Here is an 18,788-nt window from a genome sequence, read left to right on the forward strand (position 1 = left end):
CTTAAAAACACGTAAAAATGTCAAAACTCTAAGTTTTTCCCGTAACAAAGCTAAGTTCTTCCCGCCCCTTTGGAATGCCCGAACAAAAAAAGGGTCCGCAATGCGGACCCTTGGCAAAAATCGTTAAAATGAGATCAGATGGCGCGGCGCGCGATGGCCTCCAGAGGAGAGAGGACGATAGCTGCCAACCCACTTTTGTAAGGCAGTCGAAACGCAGAAAGATCGCCATCTACGATGGCCTTGATCACTTCGGCAGTCGTGCCGCCTCCACGCTGACAGGTATATGCAATAGAATGGAGACCCTCGACGTGAGATTGGTCCACTTTCGGCAATGCTTCGAAAGGCACCAGAAACGTGTCGAGATGCCGCTTGGCGAAGACCACATTCCGGACCGCGCCCCGGGAATTGCGCGGAACCAGTGGCAAGAGCAGGCTCGCCGCATAGAGAGCCTGCATTTGAGTGAGAGAAGCGCCGATATAGTCGGGTACGTCTGACAGTGGGACAGCAGTTTCGAAGTCTGACACCAGTGTAGCAATTTCGTCTGCTTCGAACCTGAGTAATCCACTCTCTGCATCAGTGGCCCCCTGCGGAACGCGGTTCAACTTCTGAAGGAGGCGTGACATCCGGGTGCGATTGATACCAAGGGTTTCCGCGAGGCTCTGGACACTGTGATACCGCCGTTTCCTGACCTCCACGCCAAGGACTTTTGTACCATGGAGGACGGGTCGGCATCCTCCATCCCCGGCCGGCTGAGGATCACCAACTGGCCATGGCTATTTTCCGTTTCGACACGTGGGTAATTCAGCAATTCGCGGGCAGAGTCATTTACGACACCTGTCTTGGGATCAGTCCACTCCTCCCAGATGACGACATACCCCTCAGGGCGTACGGCAATTACCTCAGCAACGCGCGGGCCGATGCGGAAACGGCACCCTTCCTCCAGCAGTCTGCGACGGGGCTTCAGCGAGACCGGCATTAGCTATTCTCCCCGTGCGTGATAATAGTCCGAGGCGTGATGCGCTCCGCTGCGAGGACCTTGGCGGCTCCGGAGCGGATCAGCCGGATCACACTCCAAAATCCAGTCGAACCAATGCCGCAGGCGTCCAGAAACTCGCGGATCTGCATAGGTTTCGTCAGGGCGTCCAGCGCCGAAGTCACCTGATCATCCATGTACGGATCAGGGTGCCGCGCAGCATGAAACAATTTGGCATTCGCCAGTTCGATTGGGTCGACGTTCCGCTCAGTCGCGACGCAAACCCTATTGGCGGTCTCCATCGTCGCGACCCTGGTGACAGCTTCCATCTTCGCGTGAAACACATGGCGCTCGGCCTTGCGCTGCGGCTTTACCGAAATGGCGGTGCGCTGCCCGTTCCGATGGGTCAGCCGCAAGTCAAACCAGTACGGGGTCGCCCGCACTGTGCCGTGACGTACCATGATAGGCGCGATCTGCTCTTCAACATTCACGACGTCCGGCCGGTAACGGCTGCAGATCGCCACGTGGTATTCCAGCAGACTGTTGTACTCCATTGCCTGCGATTTGCCGTTTGCATTCAAGAAAGTCATCTGACCCACGAAGTGGAACGGAGATTTCTTCGGGATGGCCCGCGTGGCGCGGCTATGAAGGTAGGTGTCGTCGAAACTCATCTTGTCATCTTTCGTCTAGGCAAGCCTCATCCGTCCTCTGAAACCGAGGTTTCAAAGCTATGGCAGAGACCGCCGATTGATTATTCAGGACGCGGCAGAACGCCGTCGCCTCATAAGGATGGAGGTACGAGGAGGTCGCGAAAAAACTTAGAGATTATTTTTGAAGAATTTTCTGACCAGGCTAAGATTTTGTTATCCTTTAATTTTTTCATCACCGATCGTCGGCCATGTTCTTGCCACGAGGGTCAGCGCCGGAACCAGATCATCGAATCCTAGTTCGAAGGCCTGTTTTGCCATTCGAACTGGACGCTTATCGGTAAGACGCCTGGCAAAATGCAAAGGAACACTAAGTACATCGGGCGCCAATATTTCGCAGTACCCCGCAACCGCGGTTTCTGGAAAAGCATTCGCGGTATCTGTCGCAAGCGGCGCTCCGAGACGGTACCAGCGCGAAAGCGTACGCGCCCATTGGTCGTCCTCAGAAACATGGATCAACGGTGACGTGACAATCTGCGTTTTTCCGAGCGCCGGATGGCATTCCACATTTCCTGCCAGCGACAACTGCGCACCGCGCAAGACAGGCGTCCACTCTTCGAGCCTCGGTGCATCCATATCCGTGCCTTCTGGATCACGGCCGGCAATCACCGCCCGAAACGCGGTTAGATGAAGTTCAATAAAAGCCCGGAGGCTAACGGCTGCGTGCATGTTCATTTCCTTTAAGCAGTCGAACCTGCCCCCCATTCGAACCGGAGAGGCAGAGATTGAATTGGTAGGGTGAACGCGCGTGTTCGGCAGTTCGCTTAGCGGCTTGGCCGGAGCAGGGGAAACACATAGGTTTGCGAAAACAGTTACTTGGAGCCTTTTCGAAAGGCGAATTTCCCAAGCAGGACATCCCGAAGCGACGGTTCAAATGACTCTTTCGCACGCCCTTCGGGGTGGGAAACAAACTGTTTCCTAACTGACAGGGCGGTTTTCACCGCGTCCAAACGGGCGAACAGGTGGACCCGATCCGGGAAACAGGGGTACCCGCCTCTGGAAAAGCGAATCGCTGAGCAAAATTAGCGCTTGGCTTGCAGACCACGAACGTCGCGACTGCCCCCCACTCGGCTGACATTCATGCTCAATTCTCTGACGGGCCTCGTCCGAGTTTTAGGTGCCGGACACAACGGTATCTGACTGACAACACCTTTTGGCAGGAATGGGCAATATCGCTGACAGCGGCGAAACAGGCTTTGCTGGATGGCTTTGCTACGACACGATGATGGTCAGTGGAGGGGACCGAGGCCCAAACGCTGCGTTCAGCGAACGTCCGATCTTCGAGCCCCTCTCGAAAACGGGGCCTACCTGGACCGATGCCACGAGTGATCCTTCCGACGTAACAGAGATCCCATCACACCGAACCTGAGGAAGGAGAAACCGCATTGGAAATGCGGATACAGCGCAGATCATCAACCGAGGTAGATCTAAGGTTGAGTTCCGCTTCGGGTTCCGGTTCCTCTTCAGGCCGGAAGCCCCTCAACACACTGAATCGATGAATATAAATAACCTCTTGGCCCCAAAAACGGGCCTGTTTGGACCGTTAGGAGTTCCGCTTTCCAACCCTTCCAATTGCCACAAGAGACTGGCTTCAAACTAGTCCTCTTCCTCGGCGGCATTGGCCGCGCGATGCGACTGCAAAGGCAGACCTATTTTGTGAGCCTTCGTGCAAATGGCTGAAACTTGCCTTTCAAGGGTCGAATGACCCACTTTGGGTAGCTTAATGGTGTGAACGGCCTACCCGCGCGGGTTTCAGCACTTTGAACAATATGAGTGATTCACCCTCGATGATTTTGAATAGGCTTCGTTCACGTCTCCTTTTGCAACATGTCGTCGCGCAGTGGCACGGTTTGGCGCTCAATCATCCGATGTACTTCGGGCGGCGCGTCTCCGCGATGCAGCCGTCTAATCTGATCTGATAGCTCTGCATCTGCGTTGGTCCGCCGCTCATTGTGACGGACATATTCGCCCCAAGTTGGCACATGATAAGTCTCGCTCCAATGTTCCGGTCGGTGCAAATCGCGCAACAGCGCCCATTGCTGTGCGCCATCGCGGATGCGCACCCGACGTCGCAGGCTCATCGCCGCAAGAAATTCCGGCACATCCGACTGCGCGATCTCATAATCGACCATGACCATCACCGGCCCGCTGCGATAGCTGAGATCAAACCGCGTGTCGGGTTCTTTGAAACGGTTGAGCGGGTCAAGATCGAGCCCGCTAAACTCCGGCAGCGGCAGCCGCAAGCCGATCAACGCACCGATCAGCAGCATTACACTGGCCCCGGCGAGCGCGGTTTCCGGCCCGCCCCTGTCGGCGACGATCCCCCAGATCAAACTGCCTGCCGCCATGCCCCCGAAGGTGCCGGTCTGGTAAAGCGCGATCACCCGGCCCACGACCCACCGCGGCGTTGAAAGCTGGATCGTCACGTTGAACATCGACAGCGACAGCACCCAACACGCCCCAGCGAGCATCAGCGCGGCGCCCGACAAAACAGGCTGCGCGCTGACTGCCAGCACGGCACAGCTGAGGGCGAAGCCAACAAAACCGCCACGCGCGACCATCTCATTCCGGAACCACGCCCGCAGCCCCGCGTTTGCCAAAGCGCCAAACACCGCCCCCATGCCGAAACAGCCCAGCATGATGCCATAGACAAAGGCCGTCGCCTGCAATGTCTCACGCACCACAACCGGCAGCAGCGCCAGCAGGGCAATGGCCGACAGTCCGAACCAGAAACCGCGCAGGATGACCCGCATCAGATTGGGCGACATCGCGACATAGCGCAGCCCGGCGGAAAAGGCGCTGCCCATCGGCTCACGCGGCAAATGCGTATCACGCAGCGGCGCTTTCCACCGCAACAAGGCAAGGATGATCGCCACATAGCTCAGTGCATTAACTGCGAAGGCAGCCGCTGCCCCTGCAATCGCGACAATCGCCCCGCCTGCCGCCGGCCCGATGCTGCGCATCAAGTTGAACCCCATAGAGTTGAGTGACACTGCCGAGGGCAGCTCTTCTCGGCTGACGATATCACCCATGGTCGCTTGCCAAGACGGGTTATGCAGCGCCGTGCCGCAGCCGATGGAAAAGGTAAAGGCCAAGAGCAGCCAAGGCGTAAGCCAGCCCTCAAATGCCATGAAAGTCAGCAGGATCGAGACGCCGAACATAAAGCTTTGCGCGATCAACATGACCCGGCGGCGATCGAAATTATCGGCAAAGACACCCGCCAGCAACGAGAAGATCATGATTGGCAAAGCGACAGAACCTTGCACCAGCGCCACCATATTCTGCGAGTTCGACAGCGAGGTCATAAGCCACGCGGCCCCCACCGCCTGCACCAGCCCACCAAAGTTCGACGCCAGCGCGGCGATCCACAAAGAGCGGAAGGTCTGGTTGCGGAAAAGGATCAGGGGCGAAATACGGTCGGGCAAAGCTGGAGGCCTCGTGGAACTGTCCTTAATCGATATGTGGTTTGTGACCTTACTGTCGATACTGCACTGTATTTTCCTGCATCAAATACTGACGGCATGAAAGATTGGATCGATTATAGAACGAATAAGATACGTTCCATTTTATTCCCTTCACCTTTATTCCTCGCTTAACTAAACCCCTTTAATCGCACCCCCATCGATCCGAATACGCGACCCCGTCAGATAGCTCGCACGGGCAGACGCAAGGAAGGTCACCACATCCGCGAACTCCTCGGGCTTGCCGTACCGCCCTGCTGGTATTGTGGCGCGGGACTTTGCAGAGACCTCGGCCACATCGCTGTCGGTGCGTTTGGCCGCAGCGGCATCGAGTTCGTCAACGCGTTGGGTATGGATGCGTCCGGGCATCACCACATTGACTGTGATCCCATCGCCTGCGACTTCGCTCGCCAAAGTCTTTGACCAGCCAACCACTGCCGAGCGGATACCATTGCTGAGTGCGAGATTCGGGATCGGCTGTTCAACGCCGGATGAGGTGATCGAGATGATCCGGCCCCAGCCCTTCTCTTTCATAGCGGGCAACAGCCGCGTGTTGAGGTGGAACAGATTTGCAGCCATCGCCTCAAAATACGTGAGCCACTGGCCGCGCTCTATGGCCTGTGCTGATCCCGGAGGCGGGCCGCCGCCGTTGTTGACGATGATATCCGCGCCACCCTCAGAGAGCAGGCTGTCGGCCAAGGCGTCCACTTGCGCGAGTTCCGACAGGTCGCATTCAACCGGGCGTACATTTTCTATGCCTTTGGCCCAAGCTTCAATCTTGTCACGGCTGCGCGCCGCGGCGAAAACGATGACGCCCTCGGCGGCGAGCGATTTCGCAATCGCCATGCCAAGACCACGGCTGGCCCCCAGAACAAGCGCGCGTTTGCCAGTGATTTTCAGATCCATCAGTTCAATTCCTTCAGTCGTTTTTCTTGCCGCGTGATCAATCGGTCGACCTCGGCGCGGGTGGCGTCGCTCAATGCAGCACCGGGGCGGCGCTGCGCGTCATGGGCAATGATGCCGCGCTTCGCGAGCGTGTACTTGCGGATCGCCAGCCCCAGCCCGGGCTGCTGCTCGAAACGCGCGAGCGGCAGATAGGCGTCAAAGATGTCCTGCATCCGGTCGGCCTCGCCTTTGCCATAGAGGGCCACCACGTCGGCCATCATCTCGGGATAGGCAAAGCCGGTCATCGCCCCATCCGCGCCCCGCGCCATCTCTTCGGGCAGGAACAATCCGCCATTGCCGCAAAGGATCGACAGCGGGCGCGTGAGTACCCCCTCGGCGCGCAGGGCGCTGATTTTTTCCAAGCCGGGCCAATCCTCGTGCTTCAGGCAGACACAAGTCGGCAGATCATTGACGATCCGCGCAATCACTTTTGGCGCGATCTGAACGCCGGTCACCAGCGGGAAATCCTGCAAAACAAAGGGCACGTCGCTCAGCAGTTCGGCGACTTGCGTGTAGTAGTTCACAATCTGATCGTCGGTGCGCAGGCTGCCGGGCGGGGCCACCATGACGCCCGCCGCGCCCAGATCGATCACCGCACGGGTTAGCGTATCGATCTGCGCGAAGCCGGGCGCGGACACGCCGACCACCACCGGCACACGCCCCCCCACGCGGGCTAAGATACGCGCCACAACCTCGCTGGATTCCTCGACCGTGAGCTTGGGGGCTTCGCCCATCATGCCCAGAACCGTGAGCCCCGTGGCTCCTGCCTCAAGATAGAAGTCGACCATACGGTCGCAGCTTTCCATGTCGATCCGGCCATCGGGGTGGAAGGGGGTGACGGCAATGACAAAGACGCCCTTAGCGTCTGCTGTGAGTGCGGACATGTTCTCTCCTATCGTGTCTGTTGCAAGGCGACCTGGCCAATGGCCATGGCGGTCGCGGCTTGGCAGGGTTCAACCACCGGAATGCCAAGCTGGGCTTCAAGGTCGCCGCGAAAGGCGGTCATGCCGGCGCAGCCGAGGATCAGCACATCGGCACCGGCCCCATCGCGCAGGCTGGCGCCCACGGTCTTGAGCCGTTCAAAGGTCCGGGTCTCATCGGCCAGTTCCAGCACGCCAAGCTCAAGCGGTTCATCCCCCGCGAGCCGGTCCATCACCCCCATGGCACCAAAGTAGCGCATATGACGGGGGATCGAGCCGCGCAGGATCGAGAGGATGCCAAAGCGTTGGCCAAGGGTCATGGCCGTCAGCACCGCGGCCTCGGCAATGCCCAGCACGGGGCGGCTCGATTGCTCGCGAAGGGCGGCAAGCCCGGGGTCAGAGAAACAGGCGACGACAAAGGTGCTGGCCCGATCTTCCAACGCGGCACAATGCGCGAGCATGGGCCCCACGACGCCATCAACATGCGCCTGCGTTTCGATCCCCGGCGGTCCTTCGGCCAGTGTGCGGGCGATGATCGGCACAGGGCTGGCGGCGCGCATCGGATCAATGGCGCGGTCGATGCCTTGTGTCACATGCTGACTGCTGTTGGGGTTGATGATGTAGATCGTCATAGCTGCCCTTCCCTCCGACCCCAAAAATCAGAAGGCAGCGCAAGATCCTGCGCGCCTCCCATCCGCTCGACCATCAACGCGGCCTCTCCGGCGGCATCGCGTAGCACTTCAGCCTCATCCAGCCGGGTGGCGCGGGCATCGCGCAGCACCATTTCGCCGCCAACCATGACGTTGCTCACATCATTACCATTGGCAAAACAGACCAGCCGATGCACAGGCATATTGCCCGGCTGTAGATGTGGTCGCGCAAGGTCAAGCGTAACGATATCCGCAGCCTTGCCGACTTCCAAAGACCCGATGCGCTCGCCCATCCCGAGCGCTTTGGCCCCGTCGATGGTACACATCTCTAGCACTCTGCCGATGGGCAGCACATCGGCGTCACGGAAGTGACGACGGTGGTAGTGCATCGCCTGCTGCATGTGCCGAAACATATCGCCTGAGCGATCCGGTGCCGTGGCATCAGACCCAAGCGCCACACAGACGCCAATCTCCATCATTTCAGTCGCCGGGCAGCGGCCCGCTATAGATGCATTGGCCGAGGGGTTATGCGCGATTCTGGTATCGGTTTCTGCCGCCAAAGATATCTCATCGTCATGCAGATCAATGCAATGTGACAGCAGAGCGTCGGGCCCCAAAAGCCCAAGCGCCTGTGCCCGGCGGATGGATCCCCGCCAGTGGCCGTCTTGGGTGAAAACCATCCCCTTGTCGCGCGCATAGGCCCGCACGACGCGGACCTGCTCGCAGGCGGCGGCATAGTCTTGGGCCGCCATGTCGCGCTCATGCTCATCCCGCAGCACCGGGTAGAGCATGGCGATGTTGATCCGGCCCGCGTGGGTGTCGTGCCAGTCTTCGGACACGGCTTTGCTCGTGTCGAACTGCTGCGCAAAACTGACCGGATAGGGCCGCCGGGTGCCGCTCTCCCAGTCTGCGTAGGTCAGCGGATGCGGCGCGCGGGTGGGGCCGATGGCGACGACCGAGCGAGTCCCAACCTCCAGCACACCGCGGCAATGGGCGGCGGCATAATCGGGATGGTCGCTGCGCAAGATCGTATCGCCGCCGCCCAGCAGAGAGACCCCGGTGGTGACGCCAAAGCGCAACCGTTCAAGTGCAGCCAGCCGCCCCTCGGCGTGCCAGAATGCGGGGGGCGAGACTTGTGTATAGACCTCGCCGCAGATCGTCTCCCACCGGTCGCCGCCATGCATGCCCATCGTTTTGATCAGCCCGTGACCCGCATGGGCGTGGACGTCGATCAGGCCGGGAAAGACGACATGGCCAGTGGTGTCGATCACCTCCGCTGCTTGCACCTGTGCGCCCAGTTCCGCCGCCGTGCCGATGGCGGTGATCACGCCCTCCGATACGGCCACTGCGCCGTTCCCAATCACCCGGCGCGCCGGATCCATTGTGATGACGGCGCCGCCGGTCAGCAGCGTATCAGCATGCATGGGAGACCTCCTCCAACAACGGCAATTGCGTCACATCGATCACCCCGTCGGCAGGCATGGTGAAGCCCGGATGCGTCCCCGCGATCCCGATCACCCGCAGCGGGTTATAGAGCGTGAGCCATGCCGGGTCGTCTTGCAGCAGCGCATAGGCCTGCCGCCAGATCTCAGCCCGGGCGGAGCGGTTGGTCGTGACCCGGCCCTCGTCAATCAATGCCTCAATCTGCAAGTTGGCATAGCCCTGCCACCAAGACCCCGCGACACGGCTGTCGATCTTTTCATAAAGCACGCGGTAGGTGCTCATCGGGCTGGAGTCAAAAACGCAGAGATCGCGGATTTCTTTGCGTCGCACCTTATGGGCATAGTCTTCGCGTTCGGGGTGGATATGGACGTTAAGCGTGACGCCCACTTCTTTGAGCTGAAAGCCGAGGGCGGCGGTCAGACGCTCGGCCTCATCCGGCAGGCGCGTGGGGCAATCGACTTCAAGCGTCAGGCCCTCGCCATGCCCGGCCTCAGTGAGCAACGCGCGCGCTGTCGCACGGTCCATCTGCGCGCCCTGCCCCGTGCCTGCGCCAAAATGGTTCGGGCTGACAAAGCCGCGCAGCGGGCGGGCGGCGCCCTGCATGACCGTTTCGACAATGGCTTCGCGGTCCACGGCGAGGCTGAGCGCCCGGCGCACGCGGGCATCAGACAGCGGGCCGCGCGCGGCGTTAAGCAGATAGATGATCGCCACGGGCGAGAGGAACTCATGCCGCATGGTGCCGAGTGCGCGTGAGGCGTCAAAGTCCAACCCATTGGCGACCTGAACCACGCCCTCCTCCAGCATCGCCTGTCGTCGCGCTGCATCCGGCTCCAACAGCCAAGTGATTTCGGCATTGGCGGGGGTGCCGGAAAAATGCCCCTCGACGCGGGTGACGCTAATGCGTTCTGACGATATCTGCGTAATCCGATAAGGGCCGCTGCCGATCTGGGCGCCGTGATAGCCTGCATCCAGTGCGGCAAAGGCCGAGGGGGCGACGATAAAGCCCTGCTCCAGCACATCCAGCAAGTCCGCCATCGGCGCAGTCAAGGTGACCCGCAGTTGCGTCGGGTCCAGCACTTCAAGCGTTGCCCCACCCAAGAACTGCCGCCAGACCGCCGGCGCGCCGAGGGTATATCCTTTGTCCTCCCGTGCCATGCGCTCGAATGAGGCAGCCACAGCCGCAGCATCGCAGGGCGTGCCATCGTGGAACTGCACGTCCGGCTCGAGCTTAAAGGTCCAGACGCTCGCATCCTCCGACACCTCCCAAGCCCGCGCCAGTGCCGAGACAAAGCCCTGCCCCTCACGTTTCACCAGTGTGTCATAAATCGCATGCAGCACCGTCAGCTCATCGGTCGCATCGGTGCAATCATGCGGGTCATGCAGCCCCAGCCGGGCCTGTGCGATCAGGGTCATGTGACATCCCTTTCCGGCTCATCGATAAGGTGACAGGCGACAGTTTGCCCTTCGCCCACATCGCGCAAGGCTGGCCGCTCGGCGGCGCAGCGGTCCCAAGCAAAAGGGCAGCGGGTGCGGAAACAACAGCCCGAAGGCAGCGAGAGCGCCGAGGGCACCTCGCCCGAAAGCTCGATCTCTTCCTTGTCGCGCTTTTCCTTGATGCTGGGCGCGGCCGACAGCAATGCGCGGGTGTAGGGGTGCCGCGGGCGCGAGAAGAGCATGTCGCGGGGGGCGTTCTCTACCATGAAGCCCAAATACATGACGCCGATCTTATCCGCGATATGATGCACCACCGAGAGGTCGTGGCTGATGAAAAGGTAGGCCAGCCCGAACTCGTCACGCAGGTCTTTCATCAGGTTGAGGATCTGCGCCTGGATCGACACATCCAGCGCCGAGACCGGTTCATCTGCGACGATCAGCCCTGGCGTGACCGAGAGCGCCCGGGCAATGCCGATCCGCTGCCGCTGCCCGCCCGAGAACTGGTGCGGATAGCGCCCGGCGTGTTCCGCGTTCAGGCCAACGCGGGCCAGAAGCGCTTCGATCTTCGCCGGAACCTCGCGACGTTCGGCGGCTGTTGCCGTCTGCTGCAGCAGCGGTTCGGCGACAATGTCGCGCACCTTTTGGCGCGGGTTGAGCGAGGCATAGGGGTCTTGAAAAATCATCTGCATCTTCGCGCGCACGGGCAGCATCTGCGCAAAACCATGCTCGGCCACATCCTCGCCGTCGATCTTCAGCGCGCCGCCGGTGGGTTTGTAAATCCTTGCGATGGTCTTGGCGACGGTCGACTTCCCGCAGCCGCTTTCGCCCACCAGCGCCATGATCTCGCCGCGGTTGATGCTGAAGCTGACACCGTTCACCGCCCGCACCACCGGACGGTCAAGTCGCGGCCCCTTTTTACCAAAGCGCAGCCGATCAAGCACTGAGCCGCCAAGGGAGAAATGCATCTCAAGATTGCGCACTTCGAGCATCGGTGCGGTTGCGTCGGTCATGCGGTTTCTCCGGGGCTCAAGGGAAAGTGGCAGGCGGCGGAAAGCGATCCGCGCTGTGCGGTGAGGGTCGGTTCGACCTCGCCACAAATCGCCTGTGCGCGGGGGCAGCGGTCGCGGAAGTTGCAGCCTTTGGGCAGGTTGCGAATGTCGGGCACGGTGCCGGGGATCTGGGTCAGGCGCTCGTGGCGGTTGGACAGGTCCGGAATGCTGTCGATCAGCCCGCGGGTATAGGGATGCGCGGGAGCTTCGATCAACTCGCGGGTGCGGCCCCGCTCAACCACATTGCCACAGTAGAGGACGGTGATGTGATCGGCCATTTCCGAGACCACGGCGAGGTCATGGGTCACGAGGATCATCGAGGCACCCTTCTCGACGATCTGGCGGCGCATCAGTTTCAGGATTTGGCTTTGGATCGTCACGTCGAGCGCCGTGGTCGGCTCATCCGCGATGATCAACCGCGGCCGCGCCAGCAGGGCGATGGCGATGACCACGCGTTGGCGCATCCCGCCCGAGAACTGATGCGGATAGGCCTTGAGCCGTTCGGCCGCGCGGCTGATGCCGACGCTTTCCAGCATCTCGACACAGGCCGCATGACGCGCCTCGGCGTCAAGGTCGCTATGCAGGCGCAATACTTCGTCCATCTGCCGACCGACTGAGTGGAGGGGGTTGAGCGAGGTCATCGGGTCTTGGAACACCATCGAAATCTCGCGGCCCCGAATCTCGCGCAGCCGCGCTTCGCCGGCCTTCACGAGGTCTTCGCCGTCGAGCAGGATCTCCCCGCCCTCGATCTTGCCGGGGCTGTCGATCAGCCCGAGGATCGAGAAGCCGACGACCGATTTGCCGCCGCCGCTTTCGCCGACCAGCCCCATGACCTCGCCCGCCGCAATGTCGAAGCTGACGCCGTTGACGGCCTTCACGGTGCCCGCGAAGGTGTGGAAATGGGTGCGCAGGTCGCGCACTTCGAGCAGTTTGTTGGGTGCTGTCTCACTCATCACTTCAGCCTCGGGTTCAGTTCGTCGCGCAGGAAATCACCAAAGAGGTTGATCCCAAAAACCAGCATCATGATCGCTACACCGGGGAAGACGCTGGTCCACCACAGGCCGGAAAACAGCACGTCAAAGCCGTTTTTGATCAGCAGCCCCAGTGACGGCTGGGTGATTGGCACGCCCACGCCGAGGAAGGAGAGCGAGGCCTCGATCAACACGAAGGTGCCGACCTGAATGGTGGCGATGACAATCAGCGGCGTCAGCACATTGGGCAGCACATGTTTGCGGATGATCTTGGCATTAGGCAGGCCCGCCACCTTGGCCGCCTGGACATATTCCTTTTCGATCTCCGACAGGGTCGAGCCGCGCACGGTGCGGGCGTAGACCACCCAGCCCACCGCCGTCAGCGCGATCAGCACCTTGTCGACGCCGGTGCCCACGGCGGACATCAAAAACAGCGCGATCAGGATCGACGGGAAGGAGAGTTGGATGTCAGCGATCCGCATGATCACACTGTCGACAAGGCCGCCATAGAACCCGGCGATCAGCCCCAAAAGCGTGCCGATGACACAGGACGCCACCATGGCCACCAGCCCGATAAACAGCGAAATCCGCGCGCCATAGAGGATCGACGCCCAAACATCGCGCCCTTGCCCGTCGGTGCCGAGCCAGAATTGCGCGTCGCCGCCCTCAAGCCAGAACGGCGGCTTGTAGCTGTCCATCAGGTTCAGCGCCGCGATGTCATAGGGGTTTTGCGCCACGACAAAGGGGCCGACCAGCACCGCCAGCGCAAAAAACGCCATCAGCGCGCTGCCGATCATCGCCGAGGAACTGCGGCGGTAGTTGTAGAAGAATTCGGATTGAAAGAATGCCGTCATGTCACCGCCCTCATTTCAGCGTGATGCGCGGGTCGATCAGCGTGTAGACGATGTCGACAAGGAAATTGATCACCACAAAGATCAGCGCGACCAGCATCAGATAGACCACGATCACCGGACGGTCGGCGCGGTAGATGCTGTCGATCAAAAGCTTGCCCATGCCGGGCCATGAGAAAATCGTCTCGGTGATGGTGGCAAAGGCAATGAGATCGCCCAGTTGCAGGCCAAAGATGGTGATGACCGGGATGAGCGCGTTTTTCAGCCCGTGTTTATAAAGCACATCGCGGCGCGTGGCGCCCTTGGCGCGGGCGAATTTCATGAAATCTTGCCGCCCGACCTCCATCATGCCTGCGCGGGTCATGCGCAGTAGGATCGCCATGGTGGCGAGCGAGAGGGTCACCGCGGGCAGGATGATGTGGTGCCAGCCGTCGGCGGTGAGTAGGCTGATGCGCAGGCCGAAAATCTCGGCGGTATCGCCCCGGCCCGAGGAAGGGAAGATGCCCCAATGCACGGCAAAGAGGAAGATCAGCACCATGCCGACCCAGAAACCGGGCAGCGAAATGCCCAAGAGCGAGCCTGCCATGATCGTGCGGCTGATGCGGCTGTCGGGATTGGCCCCGGCATAGACACCCAGCGGAATGGCCACCGCGAGCGCCAGACCCATGGCGACCAGCACCATTTCGACGGTAGCGGGCAAACGCTCGAGGATCAGCGTCATCGCAGGCTGGCGGAAGACGTAGGAATTGCCAAAATCACCCTGCACGAGGCTGGTGATAAAGCGCCAATATTGCACCAGAAGCGACTGGTCGAGCCCGAGGATACGGCGCGCCTGCGCGATCTCGGCATCGGTGGCGTCGATCGGCACAACCATGAACACCGGGTCGCCGGTGAAACTCATCATCAAAAAGACGATCACGGAGACAATCCAGAGGACAAGCGTCATCTGGATCAGACGTTTGATCAGATATCCGAACATCGGCGGCGGTCTTTCGGCAAGGGAAGGAAGACCCCGGCAGCACTTGGCCGCCGGGGTCGCGGGGGCGCAGGCTTACTCGGCCACGTCCATGTCGTAAGCCCAGATGAACTTATCCACGCGCGGCTCGAGGCTGACCCCATCACGCTTGGCGTAGATGTCCTGCTCGTAATGCACCGGGATCATCGGGATGTCCTGAAGCAGGATTTTCGAGGCTTCCTGCAGATACTGGTCGCGTTCTTCGATGCTGGGCGTGGCGTCGGCCTTGTCGACCAGCGCGTCCAGTTCCGGGTTGGAGTAGGAACCGCGGTTGACCTGACCGTAGCCTTCTTTCTTGTCGCGGGTGTAAAACAGAGCGCCATACATCGAACCCGCATCGCCCGCCGGCACATCCCAGCCCGACATGATGAAGCTCGACTGCTCCGTCGGCACGCGGATATAGCCCCAGAAATTCGACTTGGGCATGATGTTGAGCTGCAGATCGACGTTGATCTTGGCCAGCATCGAGGCCAGCGCCTGCGCGATCTGCGCGTCGTTAACGTAGCGGTTGTTGGTGGCGTCGAGCGTCATGGTAAAGCCATCCACGTAGCCCGCCTCGGCCATCAGTTCCTTTGCCTTTTCGATGTCCACCGGATACATCTCGCGGAAGCTCATGCCGTCGGCATAGCCGATGTGGCTTTCCGGCACGAATTGGTCGCTCGGCGTCGCGAGCCCGTTCATGACGATCTTGTTGATCGCATCGGTGTCGATGGCCCGCGCGATGGCTTCGCGCACCCGCTGGTCGGTCATCGGGTTGTCGCCTTCGATGGTCGGGGACTTCTCGCGGGTGTCCATGGCCAGCACGACGTTCAAGAGGCTTGGGCGGGTGACAACTTCGAAACCGTCCTCGCCCTTCACCCGGTCCACATCGCGCACGGCGAGGTCTTGGATCACATCTACTTCGCCGGTCAGCAGGGCTGCGGTGCGGGTCGCGGGATTAGTAATCGGGCGGAAGGTGACCGTCTCGATCTTGGGCTCCCCGGCCCAATAATCGTCATTGGCCGTAAGGGTCAGCTTCTCTTCCTTGATCCACTCACTAAGCTTGTAAGGACCGGTGCCCATGGGCTCGAGGTCCATCTTCTCGTCGCCGGTGGCTTCGGTGTATTCGCTGTCGAGGATCAGCAATTCGGCCAGATCATTGGGCAGCACCGCATAGGGTTTGGGGGTCTTGATCTCGACCGTCAGGTCATCGACGGCGCTGATCGAAGCGATATTGGCCACCAGATCGGGGCGAATCAACTCGCGGGCTTTTTCGACGGTGTAGACCACGTCTTCTGCGGTGAAATCATTGCCGTTGTGGAATTTCACGCCTTCGCGCAGCTTGAAGCGCCATGTGGTATCATCCACGTTTTCCCAGCTTTCCGCCAGACCCGGACCGAAAGACAGATCGGCGCTGCGTTTCACCAGCGGATCATAAAGGTGGTAATACATGATGTTGGAGGACAGTTCCTCGCCCGCCAGCGGGTAGAGGTGGCTCGGGTCCGAGGTCAGGCCGATGGTGACGGATTTTTCGGCCAGCGCCGCACCCGCCGTCGTGGCCATCAATGCCAGACCGAGGGCACTGGCACGTAGCGCGGTTTCACTGAGGTATTTCATCGCAGGTTTCTCCACTGTTGGATGGGTGACGGGGCCGCTTCTCCGGCCCTCTTTCATTGTTGTCTGGAAAATTTCATGAAAGCGCTGCTCAGTGCCCCGGGCGCGCGGTCTGCACCTCGATCTGGTAGCCTTCGGGGTCATTCATCGCAAAGGCGCGAATGCCCAGCTCATCGCTGTCGAACATCTTCGTCAGGCCGGGCACGGCATTGGCCTCGACCCAGGCATACCAAGCATCGACATCCGGCACCCGCAGGCACAGCTGCACGGTCTTTTTGTCCTGCCACTTCTGCATGCCACGGGTCTCGTCCACGAGGCCGACATGGGCCTGCGCGTCGATGCGGTAGATCTTGGACCAGCCCTGATCGATGGCGAGTTTCAGGCCAAGGATGTCCTCGTAAAAGCGCATCGCGGTCGGCAGATCACGGTAGTACTGGAAGGTGATCGCCAGAACGATTCCGCCCTCAGGTCGTCGCACTTGCATGCAGCCCCCATTGTGTTCCCATTTGGTATCCAGATGGTATACATAGGGAATGCTGAGTCAAGCGCCTTTGATGCAACGCCCCTCAATGAGGCGGCCAAATAGGGACGAAGGCGTTAAAACGGGTGATATATATGCGAGATAATGGATTCCCGCACGTTGCTCAGATGCAGCTTCATCGCTGCGCTGGCCGCATCGGGATTCTGCGCGATAACAGCTTTGATCAAGGTAATATGTTCTTCACAACCTGGCACCAAACGATCAGGGATCGACCCCTGATCATACATGCCGGTCTTGACCTTGAGCCCTTCAATCAACTCCAACAAAAGTTTGGAGCCCGCCATCTCCGCAAGGATGAAGTGAAGCCGCATATCGAGCACTGAATGCTCAGCCGCGGACGGGCGAGGGCCATCTATAAATCCCTGCATTTTATGCATTATTTCTTCCAACTCGGCGACGGGCTTTCCCGAAGATGCTGCCTTGCGTGCCGCTTCGCACTCCAACAGACTGCGCACGTGGAGGATCTCCATGATTTCATTCAAAGACACGCTGGAAACGACCGGCGCGCTGCCCGCACTGCGCTTGGCAAGCCCCTCGCTGACCAATTGCCCGATTGCCTCGCGCACCGGTGTGCGCGACACCCCCAGATGGTCCGCAAACTTCTTCTCGCTCAACCGGGTGCCCGGCTCCAACGTGCCATCGAGGATCATCGCCTTCAGCCGCCTAAAGGTGGTATCCCCCAGCGTCTCTGTCTTATCGGCCATGTCACCTCCCTTTCGCATCTAATACGCCGCCCTACGCAATATGTCTTTAAACGGTATACCAAATGGTATACGCACGGTATAACTATTTTCAACGTTGTTGAGACAGTATATCGTCGAGGTCGCCATGCAGAGCAAACAGATTGATACCATCATTCGCGGCGGCATCGTTGTGACCCCATCTGGCACGGCGGTTCGGGACATCGCCATTTCGGAGGGCAAGATCGCAAAGTTGGGCGAGGCCATGGCCGCTTCGGCTCCTACTGAAATTGATGCCCGCGGGCTGCTTGTCCTACCGGGCGGCGTCGATACCCACTGCCATATCGAGCAGATGTCCGGCGCCGGGCTGATGAACGCCGATACGTTCCGCAGCGCCACACGCTCCGCCGCGATGGGCGGGACGACGACCACCGTCTCATTCGCAGCACAACATGCGGGTCAGAAAATGCGGAAGGTGGTCGGGGACTATGCCGCGCTGGCGGAAAAGGGCGCGGTGATTGATCACGCGTTTCACATGATCGTCGCCGATACCGGCAACGGCAATTTGACACATGACATTCCCGCATTGATCGCCGAAGGGCATCGTTCGATCAAGATTTTCACCACCTACGCCAAGGTCCGTCAGGATGACAAATCGATCCTCGACATCCTCACCCTCGCCCGCGACGCGGGCGCACTCGTCTGCTTTCATGCAGAGAATGACGGGCTGATCGGTCATATGACCGAAAAGCTACTGGCCGAGGGCAAGATCGCGCCAAAATACCATGCGGCCTCCCACCCCCGCGCGGCCGAGATCGAGGCCATTGACCGGATGTGCCGCTTTGCCGAATTCACCGGGGCGCGGATCATGATCTTTCACGTCTCGACCCGCGAAGGGGCCGAGATCATCCGCGCGGCCCATGCCCGTGGCGTCAAGGTGCAGGCCGAGACCTGCCCGCATTACCTGCTCATGACCGAAGACATTCTGGAGCGTGAGAACCCAGCCCGCTTCATGTGCTCGCCCCCGCAACGTAGCCGCGATGATCAAGAGGCGCTTTGGGACGCCATGGGCGATGGCACGATTAAGCTCATCACCTCGGACCATGCGCCCTACCGCATGGATGCGAGCGGCAAGTTCGCCCATGGCAAGGACGCGCCCTTCAATCAAATCGCCAATGGGATGCCGGGGTTGGAAACGCGCCTACCGCTGATGTTTGACGCGATGGTGAGCGCGGGCCGCATGGGGGTTGAGGCATTCGCACAGCTGACCGCCACCGCCCCTGCTCGGGCCTTTGGCTTGGCCCAAAAAGGCGCGATTGCCGAAGGGTTCGACGCGGATTTGGCGGTTTGGGATCCGGAGCTGTCCTATACCTATGGTGCCGACGATCTTCATGACAACACAGGGTACAACCCCTTTGAGGGCGCCACTGTCAAAGGCCTGCCGCGCCATGTCTTCTCACGCGGGGAAATGCTGGTGCGCGATCGGACCCTCGTGACAGAAGCGCCTCGTGGACGCTGGCAGTCGATGAGCGCCGGATAGGGGCGCCTTCGCAGC

Annotated in this window: 17 protein-coding genes; 1 reads left to right on the plus strand and 16 read right to left on the minus strand. The window is 60.4% G+C overall.

Annotation, left to right across the window (positions count from 1 at the left end):
- Positions 1–134: 134 nt before the first annotated feature.
- From R1T45_RS20345 to R1T45_RS20420, 16 genes are all read right to left on the minus strand, one after another.
- A complete protein-coding gene (locus R1T45_RS20345; RefSeq protein ID WP_317390097.1) occupies positions 135–623 on the minus strand; it encodes a hypothetical protein in 489 nt (162 codons plus the stop codon).
- A 352-nt stretch (positions 624–975) separates the two neighbouring features.
- Positions 976–1,644 (minus strand): hypothetical protein, encoded by a 669-nt coding sequence (locus R1T45_RS20350; RefSeq protein WP_317390098.1) that lies wholly within the window; start codon positions 1,642–1,644, stop codon positions 976–978.
- A gap of 192 nt (positions 1,645–1,836) precedes the next feature.
- On the minus strand, positions 1,837–2,349 hold the full coding sequence (locus tag R1T45_RS20355; protein WP_317390099.1) for a DUF6634 family protein: 513 nt from the start codon (positions 2,347–2,349) through the stop codon (positions 1,837–1,839).
- A gap of 1,139 nt (positions 2,350–3,488) precedes the next feature.
- On the minus strand, positions 3,489–5,105 hold the full coding sequence (locus R1T45_RS20360; RefSeq protein ID WP_317390100.1) for an MFS transporter: 1,617 nt from the start codon (positions 5,103–5,105) through the stop codon (positions 3,489–3,491).
- Positions 5,106–5,276: 171 nt separating this feature from the next.
- Positions 5,277–6,047: an SDR family oxidoreductase gene (locus R1T45_RS20365; protein WP_317390101.1), complete on the minus strand. Its 771-nt coding sequence runs from the start codon at positions 6,045–6,047 to the stop codon at positions 5,277–5,279.
- A complete protein-coding gene (locus R1T45_RS20370; RefSeq protein ID WP_317390102.1) occupies positions 6,047–6,970 on the minus strand; it encodes a dihydrodipicolinate synthase family protein in 924 nt (307 codons plus the stop codon). The genes R1T45_RS20365 and R1T45_RS20370 overlap by 1 nt, the downstream gene beginning before the upstream one ends.
- A gap of 8 nt (positions 6,971–6,978) precedes the next feature.
- Entirely contained in the window at positions 6,979–7,638 is a 660-nt protein-coding gene (locus R1T45_RS20375) for an aspartate/glutamate racemase family protein (protein ID WP_317390103.1), read from the minus strand.
- Complete coding sequence (locus tag R1T45_RS20380; RefSeq protein ID WP_317390104.1) at positions 7,635–9,080, minus strand: amidohydrolase family protein; 1,446 nt, start codon at positions 9,078–9,080, stop codon at positions 7,635–7,637. The genes R1T45_RS20375 and R1T45_RS20380 overlap by 4 nt, the downstream gene beginning before the upstream one ends.
- Positions 9,070–10,512, minus strand: a complete 1,443-nt coding sequence (locus R1T45_RS20385; RefSeq protein WP_317390105.1) for an ABC transporter substrate-binding protein — start codon at positions 10,510–10,512, stop codon at positions 9,070–9,072. The genes R1T45_RS20380 and R1T45_RS20385 overlap by 11 nt, the downstream gene beginning before the upstream one ends.
- Positions 10,509–11,543: a dipeptide ABC transporter ATP-binding protein gene (locus R1T45_RS20390; protein WP_317390106.1), complete on the minus strand. Its 1,035-nt coding sequence runs from the start codon at positions 11,541–11,543 to the stop codon at positions 10,509–10,511. Before R1T45_RS20390 ends, R1T45_RS20385 begins: the two co-directional genes overlap by 4 nt.
- Entirely contained in the window at positions 11,540–12,535 is a 996-nt protein-coding gene (locus tag R1T45_RS20395; protein ID WP_317390107.1) for an ABC transporter ATP-binding protein, read from the minus strand. The genes R1T45_RS20390 and R1T45_RS20395 overlap by 4 nt, the downstream gene beginning before the upstream one ends.
- A complete protein-coding gene (locus R1T45_RS20400; protein WP_317390108.1) occupies positions 12,535–13,407 on the minus strand; it encodes an ABC transporter permease in 873 nt (290 codons plus the stop codon). Before R1T45_RS20400 ends, R1T45_RS20395 begins: the two co-directional genes overlap by 1 nt.
- 10 nt (positions 13,408–13,417) lie before the next feature.
- Entirely contained in the window at positions 13,418–14,383 is a 966-nt protein-coding gene (locus R1T45_RS20405; protein ID WP_317390109.1) for an ABC transporter permease, read from the minus strand.
- 72 nt (positions 14,384–14,455) lie between these two features.
- Entirely contained in the window at positions 14,456–16,015 is a 1,560-nt protein-coding gene (locus R1T45_RS20410; protein ID WP_317390110.1) for an ABC transporter substrate-binding protein, read from the minus strand.
- 88 nt (positions 16,016–16,103) lie between these two features.
- Positions 16,104–16,496, minus strand: coding sequence for a VOC family protein (locus tag R1T45_RS20415; protein ID WP_317390111.1), 393 nt, complete (start codon positions 16,494–16,496; stop codon positions 16,104–16,106).
- A 113-nt stretch (positions 16,497–16,609) separates the two neighbouring features.
- Positions 16,610–17,257 (minus strand): GntR family transcriptional regulator, encoded by a 648-nt coding sequence (locus tag R1T45_RS20420; RefSeq protein ID WP_317390112.1) that lies wholly within the window; start codon positions 17,255–17,257, stop codon positions 16,610–16,612.
- Positions 17,258–17,381: 124 nt separating this feature from the next.
- Here R1T45_RS20420 and hydA point away from each other — a divergent pair, with 124 nt between their 5' ends.
- Entirely contained in the window at positions 17,382–18,773 is a 1,392-nt protein-coding gene (hydA, locus tag R1T45_RS20425) for a dihydropyrimidinase (RefSeq protein WP_317390113.1), read from the plus strand.
- Positions 18,774–18,788 lie beyond the last annotated feature (15 nt).

The organism is Sulfitobacter sp. LC.270.F.C4, assembly GCF_032922545.1.
GTDB classification, from domain to species: Bacteria; Pseudomonadota; Alphaproteobacteria; order Rhodobacterales; family Rhodobacteraceae; genus Sulfitobacter; species Sulfitobacter profundi.